This window comes from Grimontia hollisae CIP 101886 (assembly GCF_000176515.1).
In the GTDB taxonomy this organism is placed as follows: Bacteria; Pseudomonadota; Gammaproteobacteria; order Enterobacterales; family Vibrionaceae; genus Enterovibrio; species Enterovibrio hollisae.
This window is the reverse complement of record NZ_ADAQ01000011.1, coordinates 302,795-318,732: the sequence shown is the minus strand read 5'-3', so window position 1 is coordinate 318,732 and position 15,938 is coordinate 302,795. Positions and strand designations below refer to the sequence as shown.

General features: G+C 49.5%; 13 protein-coding genes. 5 read left to right on the top strand and 8 right to left on the bottom strand.

Annotated features, from left to right (window positions below):
* Nucleotides 1-104 precede the first annotated feature (104 nt).
* Nucleotides 105-326 (bottom strand): cold shock domain-containing protein CspD, encoded by a 222-nt coding sequence (gene cspD / locus VHA_RS07735; RefSeq protein ID WP_005503336.1) that lies wholly within the window; start codon nt 324-326, stop codon nt 105-107.
* Between the two features lie 815 nt (nt 327-1,141).
* Between cspD and clpS the strand changes: the two genes are divergently transcribed.
* Both clpS and clpA read left to right on the top strand, forming a co-directional pair.
* Nucleotides 1,142-1,462, top strand: a complete 321-nt coding sequence (gene clpS / locus VHA_RS07730; RefSeq protein ID WP_005503335.1) for an ATP-dependent Clp protease adapter ClpS — start codon at nt 1,142-1,144, stop codon at nt 1,460-1,462.
* A 58-nt stretch (nt 1,463-1,520) separates the two neighbouring features.
* Entirely contained in the window at nt 1,521-3,782 is a 2,262-nt protein-coding gene (clpA, locus tag VHA_RS07725) for an ATP-dependent Clp protease ATP-binding subunit ClpA (RefSeq protein ID WP_005503334.1), read from the top strand.
* 92 nt (nt 3,783-3,874) lie between these two features.
* On the opposite strand, the gene infA is transcribed toward clpA, so the two are convergent.
* The 7 genes from infA to ald all read right to left on the bottom strand — a co-directional run bounded on the left by infA (nt 3,875) and on the right by ald (nt 11,644).
* A complete protein-coding gene (gene infA, locus VHA_RS07720; RefSeq protein WP_005503333.1) occupies nt 3,875-4,093 on the bottom strand; it encodes a translation initiation factor IF-1 in 219 nt (72 codons plus the stop codon).
* A gap of 208 nt (nt 4,094-4,301) precedes the next feature.
* Nucleotides 4,302-5,012 (bottom strand): arginyltransferase, encoded by a 711-nt coding sequence (locus VHA_RS07715; RefSeq protein ID WP_005503332.1) that lies wholly within the window; start codon nt 5,010-5,012, stop codon nt 4,302-4,304.
* Nucleotides 5,005-5,721 carry a leucyl/phenylalanyl-tRNA--protein transferase gene (aat, locus tag VHA_RS07710; protein WP_005503331.1) on the bottom strand — a complete coding sequence of 239 codons (717 nt, stop codon included), beginning with the start codon at nt 5,719-5,721 and terminating at the stop codon, nt 5,005-5,007. The genes VHA_RS07715 and aat overlap by 8 nt, the downstream gene beginning before the upstream one ends.
* A 98-nt stretch (nt 5,722-5,819) precedes the next feature.
* Nucleotides 5,820-7,541, bottom strand: a complete 1,722-nt coding sequence (gene cydC / locus VHA_RS07705; RefSeq protein WP_005503330.1) for a heme ABC transporter ATP-binding protein/permease CydC — start codon at nt 7,539-7,541, stop codon at nt 5,820-5,822.
* Nucleotides 7,534-9,303: a heme ABC transporter permease/ATP-binding protein CydD gene (gene cydD, locus VHA_RS07700; protein ID WP_005503329.1), complete on the bottom strand. Its 1,770-nt coding sequence runs from the start codon at nt 9,301-9,303 to the stop codon at nt 7,534-7,536. Before cydD ends, cydC begins: the two co-directional genes overlap by 8 nt.
* Before the next feature lie 130 nt (nt 9,304-9,433).
* Nucleotides 9,434-10,396 (bottom strand): thioredoxin-disulfide reductase, encoded by a 963-nt coding sequence (gene trxB, locus VHA_RS07695; protein WP_005503328.1) that lies wholly within the window; start codon nt 10,394-10,396, stop codon nt 9,434-9,436.
* A 132-nt stretch (nt 10,397-10,528) separates the two neighbouring features.
* Nucleotides 10,529-11,644: an alanine dehydrogenase gene (gene ald / locus VHA_RS07690; protein WP_005503326.1), complete on the bottom strand. Its 1,116-nt coding sequence runs from the start codon at nt 11,642-11,644 to the stop codon at nt 10,529-10,531.
* Between the two features lie 165 nt (nt 11,645-11,809).
* Between ald and lrp the strand changes: the two genes are divergently transcribed.
* The 3 genes from lrp to lolA all read left to right on the top strand — a co-directional run bounded on the left by lrp (nt 11,810) and on the right by lolA (nt 15,925).
* Nucleotides 11,810-12,304 (top strand): leucine-responsive transcriptional regulator Lrp, encoded by a 495-nt coding sequence (gene lrp, locus VHA_RS07685; protein ID WP_040528471.1) that lies wholly within the window; start codon nt 11,810-11,812, stop codon nt 12,302-12,304.
* Nucleotides 12,305-12,539: 235 nt separating this feature from the next.
* Entirely contained in the window at nt 12,540-15,317 is a 2,778-nt protein-coding gene (locus tag VHA_RS07680) for a DNA translocase FtsK (RefSeq protein WP_005503324.1), read from the top strand.
* Between the two features lie 11 nt (nt 15,318-15,328).
* A complete protein-coding gene (gene lolA, locus VHA_RS07675; protein WP_005503322.1) occupies nt 15,329-15,925 on the top strand; it encodes an outer membrane lipoprotein periplasmic chaperone LolA in 597 nt (198 codons plus the stop codon).
* Nucleotides 15,926-15,938: the final 13 nt, after the last annotated feature.

Genomic DNA, 15,938 nt, shown 5'->3' with positions numbered 1-15,938 from the left:
GCAAGAGAAGTGTACCGGTGAGAGATGAACAAAAAGAGCGAACCCAACGTCCACTCTTTCTATTTTAAACCTTCCGGCAGCAAAAAAGTTTTTAGCAACACGGTTTATTTTAAGGCATCGTTCTCGACGGGAACGATTTGGCTGGCGTGGTAACCTTTCGGACCTTCCTGCACTTCATAATTCACGGTTTGGCCCGCTTTCAGTGTGCGGTAACCATCCATTTGGATCGTTGAATAATGAGCGAAGATATCGCCTTCTCCTTCATCAGGGCAGATGAATCCAAACCCTTTAGCGTTGTTAAACCATTTAACTGTACCAGTTGCCATGCGAAACATCCCTCTTGCATTCAAATTGCATAATTATGAGTAAAACCAACATGTGCAATCACGTTACTCAGAAGTAATTGATGCTGTATGTTTTTACTTCAACTCCCACTCTAGTAGAAAGATTTAGACAGTCAAGCCTATGAGTGTTCATATAACAACATTTTAATAAAAATGGCTATTGTTCTGACAGAAGGATGATTGTGGTATCATTTTTGTAAACAAAGTTTCATTAATAACACAAAAGTTATCTAAATAAGACTTTGATATGTTGGGATTATTTATAGGGTGGTCAACGATTCCCTGTTTCAGTGGTGTATGCGTTCTAGGGTGACTTTTATTTTACTTCAATAAAACTAATACATTGCGGTCAATACAGTACATTGTGAATTGATGTGTTAATACACTAAGTGTTAGACATATATAAAAAGTGATATGAAATATCAAAACATTCATATTGGAAATTAAGTTATTTGAGGAAGAGACAGTCCCATCATAAATGAGACGATGAAATGTTGAATTGTTGTGTATGGAATTTTCTACACATCAATAGGTGTAAGTGCCCGAATTTGAAGTGAAACTTTATGGATATAATCTTGGTCGGGTGAGAGTGGATAAAAAAAAGCCAATTTTCTAAGAGGAATGACACCCAATAGATACCTTCCATAGCAATGAAGCGGTTGCTGGAATACAATCTGTGCATTACGTTTTAAAGAGTGGTAGGGATTCTTGTGTTTGACGTCTCAATCTAGGATTCTGGCGTATAAATAATTGTTTTGTAAGAAACACTTGAGCTACCTTAAAGATTGTAAGCCCTTATGAGCAAAAAGTACGAGTGGATAGTTCCGGACTCTGACGTTAAAGAGGCGGAAGAAACCAAATTAAAACCGCCATCGTTATATAAAGTGGTATTGAATAACGATGACTACACCCCCATGGAGTTTGTTGTGGAGGTGTTGCAACGTTTCTTTTCAATGGACATTGATAAAGCAACACAGTTGATGCTGACGGTGCACTACGAAGGTAGAGCTGTTTGTGGCATTTACACTGCGGAAGTTGCCGAGATGAAAGTCGCACAAGTCATGATGTATGCAAAAGAACATCAACACCCACTGTTGTGTACTATGGAGAAGGCCTGAGCAGGGAAACCGGTTTTTCTCCGGCGCACCATAATGTGGTATTTGAGGGAGGTGCCTTATGCTAAATAAAGAACTCGAAGCAAGCCTTAACGGGGCATTTGCAAGAGCACGTGAAAAACGTCATGAGTTCATGACAGTTGAACATCTGCTATTGGCGCTTCTGGAAAACGTGGCAGCCAGGGAAGCGTTACTCGCTTGCCGCGCCGATCTTGATGCTCTGCGCAAAGAGCTGGAAGCATTCATTGAACAAACCACACCGCTTATTCCCGTCGACGATGACAATCGAGAGACTCAGCCGACCCTGAGCTTCCAGCGTGTGCTCCAGCGTGCTGTGTTTCACGTTCAGTCCTCTGGCCGCAGTGAAGTAAGCGGTGCAAATGTCCTGGTGGCCATTTTCAGCGAGCAGGAGTCCCATGCGGCGTACCTTCTCAAAAAGAACGACATCAGCCGGTTGGATGTGGTTAACTACATTTCACATGGTACGACCAAATCCTCTGTCAGTGATGAAGAACTGCCTGGTTCCGATCTGTCTTCAGATGAAGCAGCCGTTGAGGGTGGGGAAGAGCGCCTTGAGAATTTTGCGACCAACCTTAACCAATTGGCACGTGTCGGTGGTATAGACCCGCTTATTGGACGTGAAAAAGAACTGGAACGCACGATTCAAGTGCTGTGCCGTCGTCGGAAAAATAATCCGCTGCTGGTGGGTGAAGCCGGCGTAGGTAAAACAGCCATTGCTGAGGGACTGGCATGGCGTATTGTTGAGGGACAAGTGCCTGACATTATTCAGGACTGCGTGATTTATTCACTGGATATCGGTTCACTGCTTGCCGGTACCAAGTATCGCGGTGATTTTGAAAAACGCTTCAAGGGCATCCTGAAGCAGTTGGAAAAAGAAGATCATGCCGTGTTGTTCATCGATGAAATTCACACCATTATTGGTGCAGGGGCAGCGTCCGGTGGTCAGGTTGATGCGGCAAATCTGATTAAGCCTTTATTATCAAGCGGTAAGATTCGCTGTATTGGATCAACCACCTATCAGGAGTACAGTAGCATTTTCGAAAAAGAGCGTGCCTTGGCACGTCGCTTCCAGAAAATTGATGTGGTTGAACCGTCGCTGGATGACACCACCAAGATCCTGATGGGACTGAAACCCAAATATGAAGCGCACCACGAAGTTCGTTACACCAATAAGGCGATTCGTGCTGCGGTGGAATTGTCGGCAAAATACATTAACGAGCGACACTTGCCTGACAAGGCCATTGATGTCATTGATGAAGCAGGCGCGCGTTGTCGCCTTGCACCAGCCAGTAAGCGTAAGAAAACGGTTGGCGTGGGTGATATTGAAGCCATGATCGCCAAGATGGCGCGTATCCCTGAAAAGTCCGTGTCTTCGACAGATCGCGATGTGCTGCAATCACTTGAACAGAAACTGAAAATGCTGGTGTTTGGGCAGGATGACGCCATCAGTGCATTGTGTGAAGCGATCAAGCTCAGTCGCGCAGGGTTAGGGGCAGAAAACAAGCCTGTGGGTTCATTCCTGTTTGCCGGTCCAACGGGCGTGGGTAAAACCGAGGTGACGGTGCAATTAGCCCGTGCTTTGGGGATAGAGCTGCAACGCTTTGACATGTCCGAATACATGGAACGCCACACGGTGAGCCGTTTGATTGGTGCCCCTCCGGGTTACGTTGGTTATGATCAGGGCGGTCTGTTGACGGATGCGGTGATCAAGCACCCCCATTGTGTAGTGTTACTGGATGAGATTGAGAAAGCGCATCCGGATGTCTTTAACCTGCTGTTGCAAGTGATGGATAACGGTACGTTGACAGACAATAATGGCCGTAAAGCCGATTTCCGTAATGTCATCTTGGTGATGACGACTAATGCGGGTGTGACCGAAACCGTTCGTAAGTCGATTGGCCTGATCCAGCAGGATCATAGCCATGATGCGATGTCGGAAATCAAGAAAGTGTTCTCGCCGGAATTCCGTAACCGTCTGGATAATATTATCTGGTTCAATCACCTCGACAAGAGCATCATCCTACAGGTTGTTGATAAGTTTATTGTCGAACTGCAAGCGCAGCTTGATGCGCGTGGTGTATCGCTTGAGGTGACTGATAAAGCGAAACTTTGGCTGTCAGAGAAGGGCTATGACAAGTCCATGGGAGCCCGACCAATGGCGAGGGTGATGCAGGAGCACGTTAAAAAGAACCTGGCAAACGAGCTGTTGTTTGGATGTCTGGTCAATGGTGGAACGGTCAAAGTCGGTGTAAAAAACGACAAACTGACTTTCAGTTTCAGCGATGAAATGGAACCTGCGTAATAACTCTGTATCCGGGGGTTTTGCACCCGGATCAGCAAAACGACAAAAACCCGGCAATCGCCGGGTTTTTTGTGTTTCGCGAGACGTGAGGATTAGCGCGCGCGGAAGATGATACGACCTTTCGACAAATCGTAAGGTGTCATCTCAACGGTAACTTTGTCACCGGTTAGGATACGGATGTAGTTTTTGCGCATCTTACCTGAGATGTGAGCTGTAACTACGTGACCGTTCTCAAGCTCTACGCGGAACATGGTGTTTGGCAGGGTGTCCAGGACAACACCTTGCAATTCAATTACGTCTTCTTTTGCCATTTAATCCTCTTGGGCTACCGATCAGCCAAATTTTGACCGGCAGATAATGCCTTGATTGATTGAGTCTGTAAAGATTAGGGGGCGAATTTTACCCCTTTGCTGCCGTACTGACCAGTAAAAATCGGTGAAAGGTTATGCTTTGCACGTATTTCCGTTTCAATAGGCAACTAAATTGAGGGCAGTAGCAGGTTTGTATACGACCCGTTGCTCAACGCCGATATTTGTCGTCTTCTACCCATTCGCCTGCGATATACCTTTGGTGAGGGACGAATTTCTGTTTGTAATTCATGGTGCTACAGGCATCGATTTGAAAGCCGAGATAGAGCCAGGAAATGTTGTTTTCACGGGCTTTTTGTATTTGTGCCAGGACACACAGTGAGCCGAGTGACCAACTATGATCCGGTTCGAAAAAACTGTAGATGGCGCTGTAGCCATTCTCAAGCACATCGGTAACGGCAATAGCAATAAGTTCCCCCTCTTCGTAAAGGTGCAGGTATTGAGACGTTTGCCAGTCACTTTGTACAAAAGAGGAGAAGTCGTTTTCATTTGCCGGATACATAGAACCATTGGCATGGCGGGCTGTGATATAGCGCTCATACAGAGAAAACCAACCACTGTCCATTGTGTCTTTCATCACCACGTTCAATCGTTTGAGTTGGCTTAGGTGGCGTTTTTGGCTTCTGGAAGGGGTAAAGTTGTAGGTGTCCACGCGAAGTGAGTGACAGGCGGTACAGGCTTGGCAATAGGGACGGTAGATATGGTTACCACTACGTCGGAAGCCACTTTTTACCAGAAGGCTGTATCCGCTCACTGTATGCATTTCCGGAGTTAACACCAACGCCACAGACTCTTGCTGGTCTGGAAGATAACTGCAGGAAGACGGTGCCATCACCCCAATATTTATCGTCTGGTTAGTCATGGGTGATATCAATCCATTGTGAACGGAACAGGGATGCATCCGTCACCTGATTTTTCATGTCCTCAACAAGTTGGACAAAGGTGTCCCTTGGCATCGATTTTGCTCCAAGAGATGCAAGGTGATCAGTCATCATCTGGCAGTCAATCATCTGGCCGCCTCCGCGTTTGAAGTGCTCACAGAAATACCATAGCGCGGTTTTTGAGGCGTTGGTTTTCAGAGAGAACATGGATTCGCCGCAGAAAAGGGTTCCGACGTTCACACCGTACAAGCCGCCTATCAGCTCACCTTCTTGCCATACCTCCACACTGTGGGCTGAACCTAACCGGTGGAGCCGGGTGTAAGCATCGCGCATTTCCGGCGTGATCCAGACCTGGTGTTCACCACGGATCAGTGCGCAATGCTGGATAACCTGTTCAAATGCCTGATTGACCGAGACCCTGTAGCCTTGCTTTCGGACAAACTTCTTCAGGCTGCGGGCGGGAACGAATGTCGATGGGTCAATGACAGCACGCTCAGCCGGTGACCACCAGAGTAAAGGCTCATCAACACCAAACCAGGGAAAGATGCCTCGGGAATACGCGGCACGCAGACGTTCCGGGGAAAGATCGCCACCAATCGCCAGCAGGCCATCTGGCTCATCCAAGGCTGATGAAACAGGAGGAAAGCGTTCGGGGTTGTTGTCATCCAATGGCGGAAGGTAAATTGTCATGTCTCAATCATTAACGTGAAAAAGGGAGCAATGTTCCTTTTATAGCCACATAACCAGAAGTTCATCAACTTCTGGTTATGAAGGTATAGATAAATGGCCTACTGAATGCGTTGAAGCAGCTGGCTGTATCGCCCGTTCGCCGCTTTCAGTGTGTTATGCGATCCTTGTTCGATGATCTGGCCTTCGTCCATCAGGCAGACCTTATCCATTTTTGTCAGCCCGACCAAACGGTGAGTAATAAACAGCACCGTTTTGCCTTTTGCATGGTTCAACAACAGTGAAAGAATTTGCTGTTCAGTCTGAACATCCAATCCTTCTGTGGGTTCATCCAACAGCAGGATTGGCGCATCCCGAAGCAGGGCACGGGCGATGCCCAGACGGCGACGCTCGCCTCCTGAAAGCTGGCGACCACCGTCACCCAGCCAGGTATCCAGCCCCGGTCCTTCCAGCAGTGCTGAGAGGCCAACCTGTTCGATGGTCGAGGTCAGTTCTCCATCGGTTGCGGTGGGTTTGGCCATGGTCAGGTTATGGCGCAGCGTACCGTTAAACACATCAACACGCTGGCTGACAACGGCAATCGAGCGTCGCAACGCAGACTCGCGCCAGGTATCCAGTGCAACACCGTCAATACTGATTGAGCCAGATTGCGGATCCCAGGAGCGGGTGATCAACTGTAACAGGGTTGATTTACCACATCCTGTACGACCCAGCAGGGCGACCTTTTCCCCAGCCTTGATATTCAGGGAAACCTCGTTGACCGCCGCTTTTTCCGCGCCAGCGTAAGAAAAACTGACATTATCGAAACGGATGTCACCTTTGGCGGTGTTGCTATAGCCCAATGGGTCAAACGGGGTTTCCGGTTTGGCTTCGATAATCTCGTTCAAACGTTTCGCGGACGTGATGGTTTGGCTCAGGTACTGGAATGCACCGGCAACCGGCATCATCAGCTCAAAGCTAGCCATCGTAGCAAACGCGACCATTGCCACATACGGATTGGGCAACTCACCACCGACACCATCAGCCGCTATCCAGAGCATAAATACCAGGGTCAGCCCGTTGGCTGCTAACAGCACGCCGTTAGCCAAACCAGTAATGCCCGCCATTTGACGTTGTGCGCCCAACAAGCGTTGTTCTGCTTCTTCTGTATGTTCCCGGTAACGGTCTGCGGCGCCAAAGATTTGCAGTTCGGCATGTCCTTGTAACCAGTCGAGCAGAGAGACACGCAGTTCTGATTTTGCTTTAGTGATTTCTGCACCATGTGGCTTACCCAAGCGGTAAAACACCACAGGCAGCACTAATATCAGGGATAGCAGAATGACACCCAATGTCAGGCCCAGTACCGGATCAAACCAATACAGGAACCCGCTGATACACAAAATACCCAGCACGCCGACAATCAGTGGGCTGACCAGACGCAGATAGACGTGGTCCATGGCATCAACATCAGCCACAAGCCGGTTCAGGATGTCGGCATCGCGAAGGTTGCCCACTCTACCCGGAATCAGCGGTGTCAGTTGGTTAAAGAAGAAAATACGCAAGTCTGCCAAAAGCTTGAAGGTAGCGTTGTGACTGACGACACGCTCACCCCAACGACCTGCGGTACGTGCAATTGAAAACCCTCGGACACCGGCTGCAGGAAGCATGTAGTTAAAGTTCTGAGTGGCGAGCAGGCCAGCGACAGCTGATGCGGCAATAAACCACCCAGAAAGTGTCAGGAGGCCAATCGCAGCCGCTAGGGTGGCAAACGAAAGCAGCATGCCCAGTGACAGGCCAAACCAATGTTTCTTATAAAGTTTAAGAAAGGGGATCAAATCACGCATCGAGATCGCTCCTGTCTACTGCCTGGATCATCTCTGCGAAGACCCCTTCATGTTTCAGTGCCTCAAAAGTGCCCTGTTGTACCAGCTTGCCTTTTTGCATCACCAAAATATTGTCACAGCTGCCCAACTGGTCGATACGGTGGCTGACCAGCAAGGTCGTGGTGTCTCTGGTTGCCCGCTCAAGGCTTTCCATCACTAAGCGTTCACTGGCGGCGTCCAGACTGGCGGTTGGTTCATCAAGCAACCAAAAGCGCCCATCCTGAAGTAGCGCACGGGCAACAGCAATACGCTGCGCCTGACCGACAGAGAGGCCAGCCGCGCGATCACCTACGGAATGTTCCATGCCTTTTTCCAGACGCTGGATGAACTCGTCAGCGTATGCTGCCTTCGCGACGCGCTGGATTTGTTCGTCCGTTGCCATGGGAACAGCCAGGCAAATATTGTCTTTGATGGTGCCATGAAAAAGTTGCGGATTCTGGCCTACCCAACTGATCTGTTTACGCCAGTACGCCAGATCGGCAGTATTCAGTTCTACGCCATTGATGGTGAGACTGCCACGGTAAGGGAGAAAGCCGAGAATCGCGTTGATAAGGCTGGTTTTACCCGCGCCACTTTGCCCCACCAAGGCAACTTTCTGTCCAGATTGGATCGTAAAGCTGATAGGACCGGCCAGTACGACGCCATCAGGACTGAGTACTTCCAAATTATCGGCGCTGATTGAGATGGCATCGCCTGAAATCTTAACGTCACCTGATGCCTGATGTTCTGGGGCTGATTCCAGAAAATTCACGATTGATTCAGCGGCGCCAATAGCCTGTGCTTTGGCATGGTAAAACGTACCCAGGTCACGCAGGGGCTGATAAAACTCGGGTGCCAGTACCAGTACAAACAGGCCGATAAACAGAGAAATTCCGATACCATAGTGGCCGAAGTTCAGCTCTCCAATGTAGCTGAAACCAAAGTAGACCGCCGTCACAGCAATGGAGAGCGCAGTAAAGAATTCCAGCACGGCAGAAGAGAGAAATGCCAGACGCAGCACTTCCATGGTGCGCTTTCTGAAATCATCGGACGCGACGCGAAGGAGATTGCTTTCTGCGTCAGCCTGATCAAACAAACGGATTGTAGACAGGCCACGGAGGCGGTCATAAAAGTGGCCTGACAGGCGTTGCAGTGCTTTGAAGTTGCGGCGGTTCGCATCTGCGGCGCCCATGCCCACCAAGGCCATAAAGAAGGGCACCAGTGGGGCAGTGACAAGAAAGATCAGGCCGGCAGCCCAGTTAAGAGGAAAAACAGCAATCAGGATAATAAAGGGAATTAATACTGCAATTGCCATCTGTGGCAGATAACGGGCGAAGAAATCCTGCATCTCTTCCACTTGTTCAAGCACCAGACTTGCCCAGGTACCCGCTGGTTTCCCCTGAATAGTAGCAGGGCCAAGTGTATGAAGTTTATCGAGGATCAGCCGGCGAATGTGTAAACGGACGGCTTCCCCGGCACGGTAACCTGCCTGCTCTTTCCCCCAACTGCACAGTGCACGGATACAGACAACAATGCCAAGTGCAACAAAAGACAACCAGAGGTCAGATTTGTCGGCATTATCGATGATCAATTGATGAAGGATGTTAGCGAGCAAAGCGGCCTGAGCGACCAAAAAAAGGCCGGATAAAAACGCCAGTCCAATGGCTGTCATTAGCCAGATTTTTCCTAGCTTGCTTTGCCCCTTGAGCCATTGGGCGAGCGAGCGCTGTTTCTTTTTATCCATAGTACTTCATAGGTATTGTTATATTTTCGATACAGTCAGGCGTGGTTGCTTTCCTTGGTTCGTATCGGATCTGGAAGGCTGATATGACAAAAATACAGGCCCAACCAAAAGTGGGCCTGATAAAGATGGATTACTGTTTTTTCTCAAGCGCATCCAGGTAGCGTTCGGCATCCAATGCCGCCATACAACCTGTACCTGCGGAGGTGATTGCCTGACGATAGATGTGGTCCATCACGTCGCCTGCTGCAAAGACGCCTTCAATACTGGTTTGTGTTGCGTTGCCTTCAAGGCCGGACTGCACTTTAATGTAGCCGTTGTTCATCTCTAGTTGGCCTTCAAAAATATCGGTGTTCGGCTTATGACCAATGGCGACAAACACCCCCATTACATCCAGCTCTTCAGTTGCGTCTGATTGGGTATCTTTAATACGAACACCTGTGACACCCATGTCATCACCCAGCACTTCATCGAGAACACGGTCAGTATGCAGAATGATATTGCCGCTCTCAACTTTGTCCATCAGGCGGTTAACCAGAATTTTTTCTGCACGGAACGTGTCGCGACGGTGAATCAGGTGTACTTCAGAAGCGATATTGGACAGATAAAGTGCTTCTTCAACGGCGGTGTTACCACCACCGATAACCGCCACTTTCTGGTTGCGGTAGAAGAAACCGTCGCAAGTCGCACAGGCTGAAACGCCACGACCTTTGAAGTTTTCTTCTGATTCCATGCCCAGATATTGTGCCGATGCGCCGGTTGCGATGATCAGCGCGTCACAGGTGTACTCGCCATTGTCGCCTTTCAGGCGGAAAGGACGTTGGGTCAGATCGGTTTCGTTGATGTGGTCGAAAATGATTTCAGTGTCAAATTTTTCAGCGTGTTCTTTCATACGCTCCATCAGCGCCGGGCCAGTCAGACCTTCAGCATCACCCGGCCAGTTCTCAACCTCTGTCGTGGTCGTTAGCTGACCGCCCTGTTGCATACCTGTCACCATAACAGGCTTCAGGTTAGCACGCGCCGCATATACCGCAGCAGTGTAACCAGCAGGGCCAGAACCTAAGATTAGAAGGCTTGCGTGCTTTACGTTGCTCATTATTTCTCCGGGTGGACTTAGTGTTATGCAATGGAAGAGATTGTAGGGAAAATGTAGCGCTAAAGAAAGGGCGCCATGCGGTGCCCTGTAGCGAAAAATGTTATCTGCTATTACCCGTTTCTTATAAGGGAATTAGGCCAGTGTTATTCTTGGGTCAACATATTCCAGCCCGAACGCTTCTGCGACTTCTTTTATCGTCACCTTACCATCAATCACATTCAGACCATTCATCAGGTTGGGATCGGATAACAACGCCTCCCGATAGCCGAGATCAGCCAGTTTTACAATGTAAGGTAATGTGGCGTTATTCAGTGCAAACGTCGAGGTGCGGGCGACAGCGCCGGGCATGTTCGCCACGCAGTAGTGGACGACGTCATCCACGATATAGGTAGGATCAGCGTGGGTGGTTACTTTAGATGTTTCGAAACACCCTCCTTGGTCGATAGCCACATCAACAACGGCCGAACCCGACTTCATGCGTTTGATGTGGTCTGCGTTAACCAGTTTGGGTGCGGCAGCACCGGGGATTAGCACTGCTCCGATGACTAAATCTGCGGCGAGAACGTGTTTTTCAAGAATTTCTTCTGTCGAATATAAGACTTTTGCGCGACCCTGAAACTCTTCGTCTAATGCTCGAAGGGTGTCGATGTTACGATCTAATATTGTGACCTCTGCACGTATGCCCACGGCTATCCGGGCAGCATTCGACCCGACAACACCACCGCCCAACACCACGATTTTCGCTGGTTCAACCCCGGGTACGCCTCCTAACAGCATGCCTGCGCCACCGCGTGATTTTTCCAGCGCTTGTGCGCCTGCCTGGATGGACATTCGTCCTGCCACTTCCGACATGGGGGCCAAAAGTGGCAATCTGCCCTTAGAATCTGTTACGGTTTCATAGGCTATACAGATAGCTTTGCTCTTGATAAGGTCTTGTGTCTGTGAAAAATCTGGTGCAAGGTGCAAATAAGTAAACAAAATTTGTCCTTCGCGAAGCATGGCACGTTCAACAGCCTGTGGCTCTTTAACTTTGACAATCATTTCAGCAGCAGCGAAAACGTCTTCTGCCGTTGAAAGAATTGATGCACCAGCCTTGATGTAATCATCATCGCTGAAGCCGATGCCCGCGCCTGCCTGCGATTGGACATGAACTGTGTGGCCATGGGATATCAGCTCGCGAACGCTTGCAGGGACCATACCTACACGATACTCGTGGTTCTTGATTTCTTTAGGTACACCAATGATCATCCTGATTCCTCACTTCTTTGTAGAGTTATTGGCTGTTGTTCTGTTGTATTGTTGTGTTTAAAGCTAGTATAGTTCGCTAAAAACCGGATTTGATGCTAAATATATAAAACATGTTAGGAATGATGGCATTTAACGTTGCAAGGAAGTAAAAAGGTGGAATAAAAAATGGTTGAAGCCAAAAAGAAACCCTCCAAGGAATTGGACCGTATTGACAGAAATATCCTTAACGAACTTCAAAAAGATGGCCGCGTGTCAAACGTTGAGTTGTCGAAGCGTGTAGGATTGTCGCCAACCCCATGTCTTGAGCGTGTTCGTCGTCTTGAGCGACAAGGGTATATCTCCGGGTATACAGCACTTTTGAATCCTCAGTTTCTTGATGCGTCACTGCTGGTATTCGTGGAAATTACTCTGAACCGGGGAGCGCCGGATGTGTTTGAACAGTTTAACAAGGCGGTTCAACAGCTCGAAGATATCCAGGAGTGTCATCTTGTGTCGGGAGATTTCGACTATTTGTTGAAAACCCGTGTATCAGATATGTCTGCGTATCGTAAGCTGCTGGGCGAGACCTTGTTGCGTCTGCCTGGGGTGAACGACACCCGCACCTATGTGGTGATGGAAGAGGTGAAACAGACTAACCATCTGGTGATCAAAACGCGTTAACATGCTCACAGCTCCCGGACAAAGAGCGTGCTGATAAGTGTTATATTGTGCAAACCGAGCAGCTTGCTGCTCGGTTTGTTTTTTTGTTTGGTGTACACTTTTGCAAAAGCATGGGTATTAACCCAGTAGTTGCCTGAAATCGACGCGTTTTTCGCCAGATGACTCGCGTAATAACATAAAAGAACAAAACTGCTACAACGATTTCACGGCTTAACGTTAGTAAAGATAGGTGATAATGGAGTTCTTTTTGCGTCAGGAGCAGAAACAGACAGACACCTCACGTCGACTTGACGGCGTGCAACGTTTGAAAGAGAGCGCACTGATCCTTGCGCTCTTGTCTGCTGTGTTTATCCTTGTTTCTCTGCTCAGTTATGATTCTTCCGATCCTTCATGGTCTCAAACTGCTTGGGATGGTCCAGTACGAAATGCGGCAGGCAATGCCGGCGCATGGGTCGCTGACACCCTGTTTTTTACGTTAGGGACACTTGCCTACCCTCTGCCATTTTTATTGCTGCTTGGCGGCTGGGTATTTTTCCGTCGTCGTACCGAGTCTGATCCACTCAATTACACGATTCTTGCCACCAAGATTCTTGGCGTTGTGCTGCTGTTGCTGACCAGCTGCGGGCTGGCGGATCTTAACTTTGACGACTTCTGGTTCTTTTCTTCTGGTGGCGTGGTTGGCGATGTGCTGACTGAGCTGTCGATGCCACTGTTCAACCTGCTCGGTACCACACTGGTGCTGATGTTCTTGTGGGCGGCGGGGTTCACCCTGTTTACTGGTATCTCCTGGCTGACCATCGTTGATACGCTTGGGGAGAAGACACTCACAGCGACAACTTGGCTGGTTAACCGCATTCGTGGTGACCAGCCGCAGATGATTGGTTCTACTGTCGATACATCAGATCTTGAAGAGAGTATTGATGACAACGATCCATTATTCACCAAACCTGCCATAGAAAAACGGGAACTGGCCGATGTGTCTCTGTTGAATAAAGTGCAGCGTGTTGGTGCTGAGAATGATCATCCGGTTCAACCGGTGCCACCGATTATTCACGTGGCACAACCGACAGAGCGTAAAGAGCCGATGATGTCTCTTGAGCCTTTCAATGAACCGGATATTGCACCTGATCCAACGCCTGTTTTTGTCAACTCGTTACGTGAAGACATGCTGGAAAGGGATGAGACGCACCTTGTTTCGACTGGGCGGGGTGGGGAACAATCTGAATCTGTCACTTCTGAGGATGATGATACCGACGGGGATATTGACTTGTCACCATGGGAAGACGCACCGTTAGTGGATATCGATGCGGTTGAGGTGGAGGCGTCAGATCCGCGGGAAAGCATTGCAATAGGCAATACTGATGGCCTGTCTGAACTGGATCGTGCTCAGGCTGAATCGGTGATCCCCGATGAAGATCCGTTTATGGAAACCATCCGTGAGGCGCAGAAAAATGCTGCGGGGGCAGTCCATCCGTTTCTCGTCAAAGACGAACCCAACCTGCCGAAACCAACAGAACCCTTGCCAACCATCGATTTGCTGGATCCGCCACGCAATACGGCAACCCGGGCATCGGATGAAGAGCTGCAATATCAGGCGCGCCTGATTGAAACACGCCTTGAAGAATACAAAATTAAGGTGACGGTGAAAGGGATTTTCCCTGGGCCTGTGATCACCCGCTTTGAACTGGAACTGGCGCCAGGTGTGAAAGTCAGCCGTATCATGGGTCTGTCCAAAGACATCGCCCGTTCACTTTCCACCAGTGCTGTCCGCGTGGTGGATGTGATTCCGGGTAAACCTTATATCGGTCTTGAGCTGCCAAACGCCAGCCGTGAAACCGTGTTTATGTCTGAAGTGATCGCCAGCGAGCGCTTCCAGTCCTCAAAATCCCCGCTCTCTGTGGTGCTGGGTAAAGACATCGCCGGCGAAGCTATTGTGACAGATCTTGCCAAAGCGCCGCACTTGCTGGTGGCCGGTACAACGGGTTCCGGTAAGTCGGTCGGTGTGAACGTGATGATCGTCAGTATGCTTTATAAAGCAGGGCCGGAAGATGTCCGCTTCATCATGATTGACCCGAAAATGCTGGAACTTTCTGTTTATGAAGGTATCCCACATTTGTTGACCGAAGTGGTCACCGATATGAAAGATGCCGCCAACGCCCTTCGCTGGAGCGTGGCGGAAATGGAACGTCGCTACAAACTGATGTCAGCGCTGGGCGTGCGTAATATTGCCGGTTATAACGATAAAATCCGTGAAGCGGCGGAAGCAAACCATCCAATCCCTGATCCGCTTTGGAAACCGGGTGACAGCATGGATGAAACTGCGCCGGTGCTGGAAAAGCTGCCGTACATCGTGGTGATTGTCGATGAATTTGCTGACCTGATGATGGTGGTGGGTAAGAAAGTAGAAGAACTTATTGCCCGCCTGGCCCAAAAAGCGCGTGCAGCAGGTATTCACCTGGTGTTGGCGACGCAGCGCCCCTCGGTGGATGTCATTACCGGTCTTATCAAGGCTAACATTCCAACGCGTATGGCGTTTACCGTATCAACCAAGACTGACTCCCGGACCATCCTGGATCAGGGCGGTGCAGAATCCCTGTTGGGTATGGGGGACATGCTGTTTATGCCAAACGGTTCCAACCATCCAGCCCGTGTGCATGGTGCTTTTGTAAACGATGATGAAGTGCACCGTGTTGTCAGCAACTGGAAGGCGCGTGGCAAGCCACAGTACATTTCAGAAATCACCAGTGGTGATCAGGGTAGTGATGGCCTGTTGCCGGGTGAAGCTGCTGAAGGCGGTGACGGCGACGAGCTGGACCAGCTGTTTGATCAGGTGGTTGAGTTTGTGACGGAATCACGCCGTGCATCGGTCTCAGGCGTACAACGCCGCTTCAAGATTGGCTATAACCGTGCGGCACGTATTGTCGAGCAGTTGGAAGCCCAGGGAATCGTGAGCCCTCCGGGACATAATTCGAACCGGGAAGTGCTGGCTCCGCCACCACCATCGAGAGATTGATTGGAATAAGAATGAAAAAGATGTTGTTGTCACTGCTGCTGGTTGCACCGGCAGTATTTGCGAACCCCCAACAAGAGCTGAATACCCGACTGTCGAAGCTCAACAGCTTTACGGCGAGTTTCGAGCAGACCGTTACCAGCCCTGACGGTGATGTGATCAGCGAAGGGGAGGGTAAACTTGCAGTAAAACGCCCGAATCTGTTCAACTGGGAAACGGTGACACCAGATGAAAACTACCTGATTTCAGACGGCAAAACCCTCTGGTATTACAGCCCGTTCATTGAGCAAGTGACCGCCATGTGGCTGGATGATGCCACCTCGCAAACGCCGTTTGTCCTGCTTACCCGTAACAATCCGGATGACTGGAACAACTACAACGTGAAGCAGGAAGGGGATACGTTCACCTTGTCTCCCAAGGAAGCGTCAAACCATGGCGAATTTGTTGTCAGTGTGAAACCGGATGGCAAGATCACCGAATTTGCTGTTGTTGAGCAGGATGGGCAGCAAAGTCGGTTCGAGCTGGAAAATGTGCAGAATGTGTTGCCAGCTGCATCGACCTTTACCTTTACCATTCCTGATGGTGTCGAGCTGGATGATCAGCGCCAGTAAATTGAGATAGCCG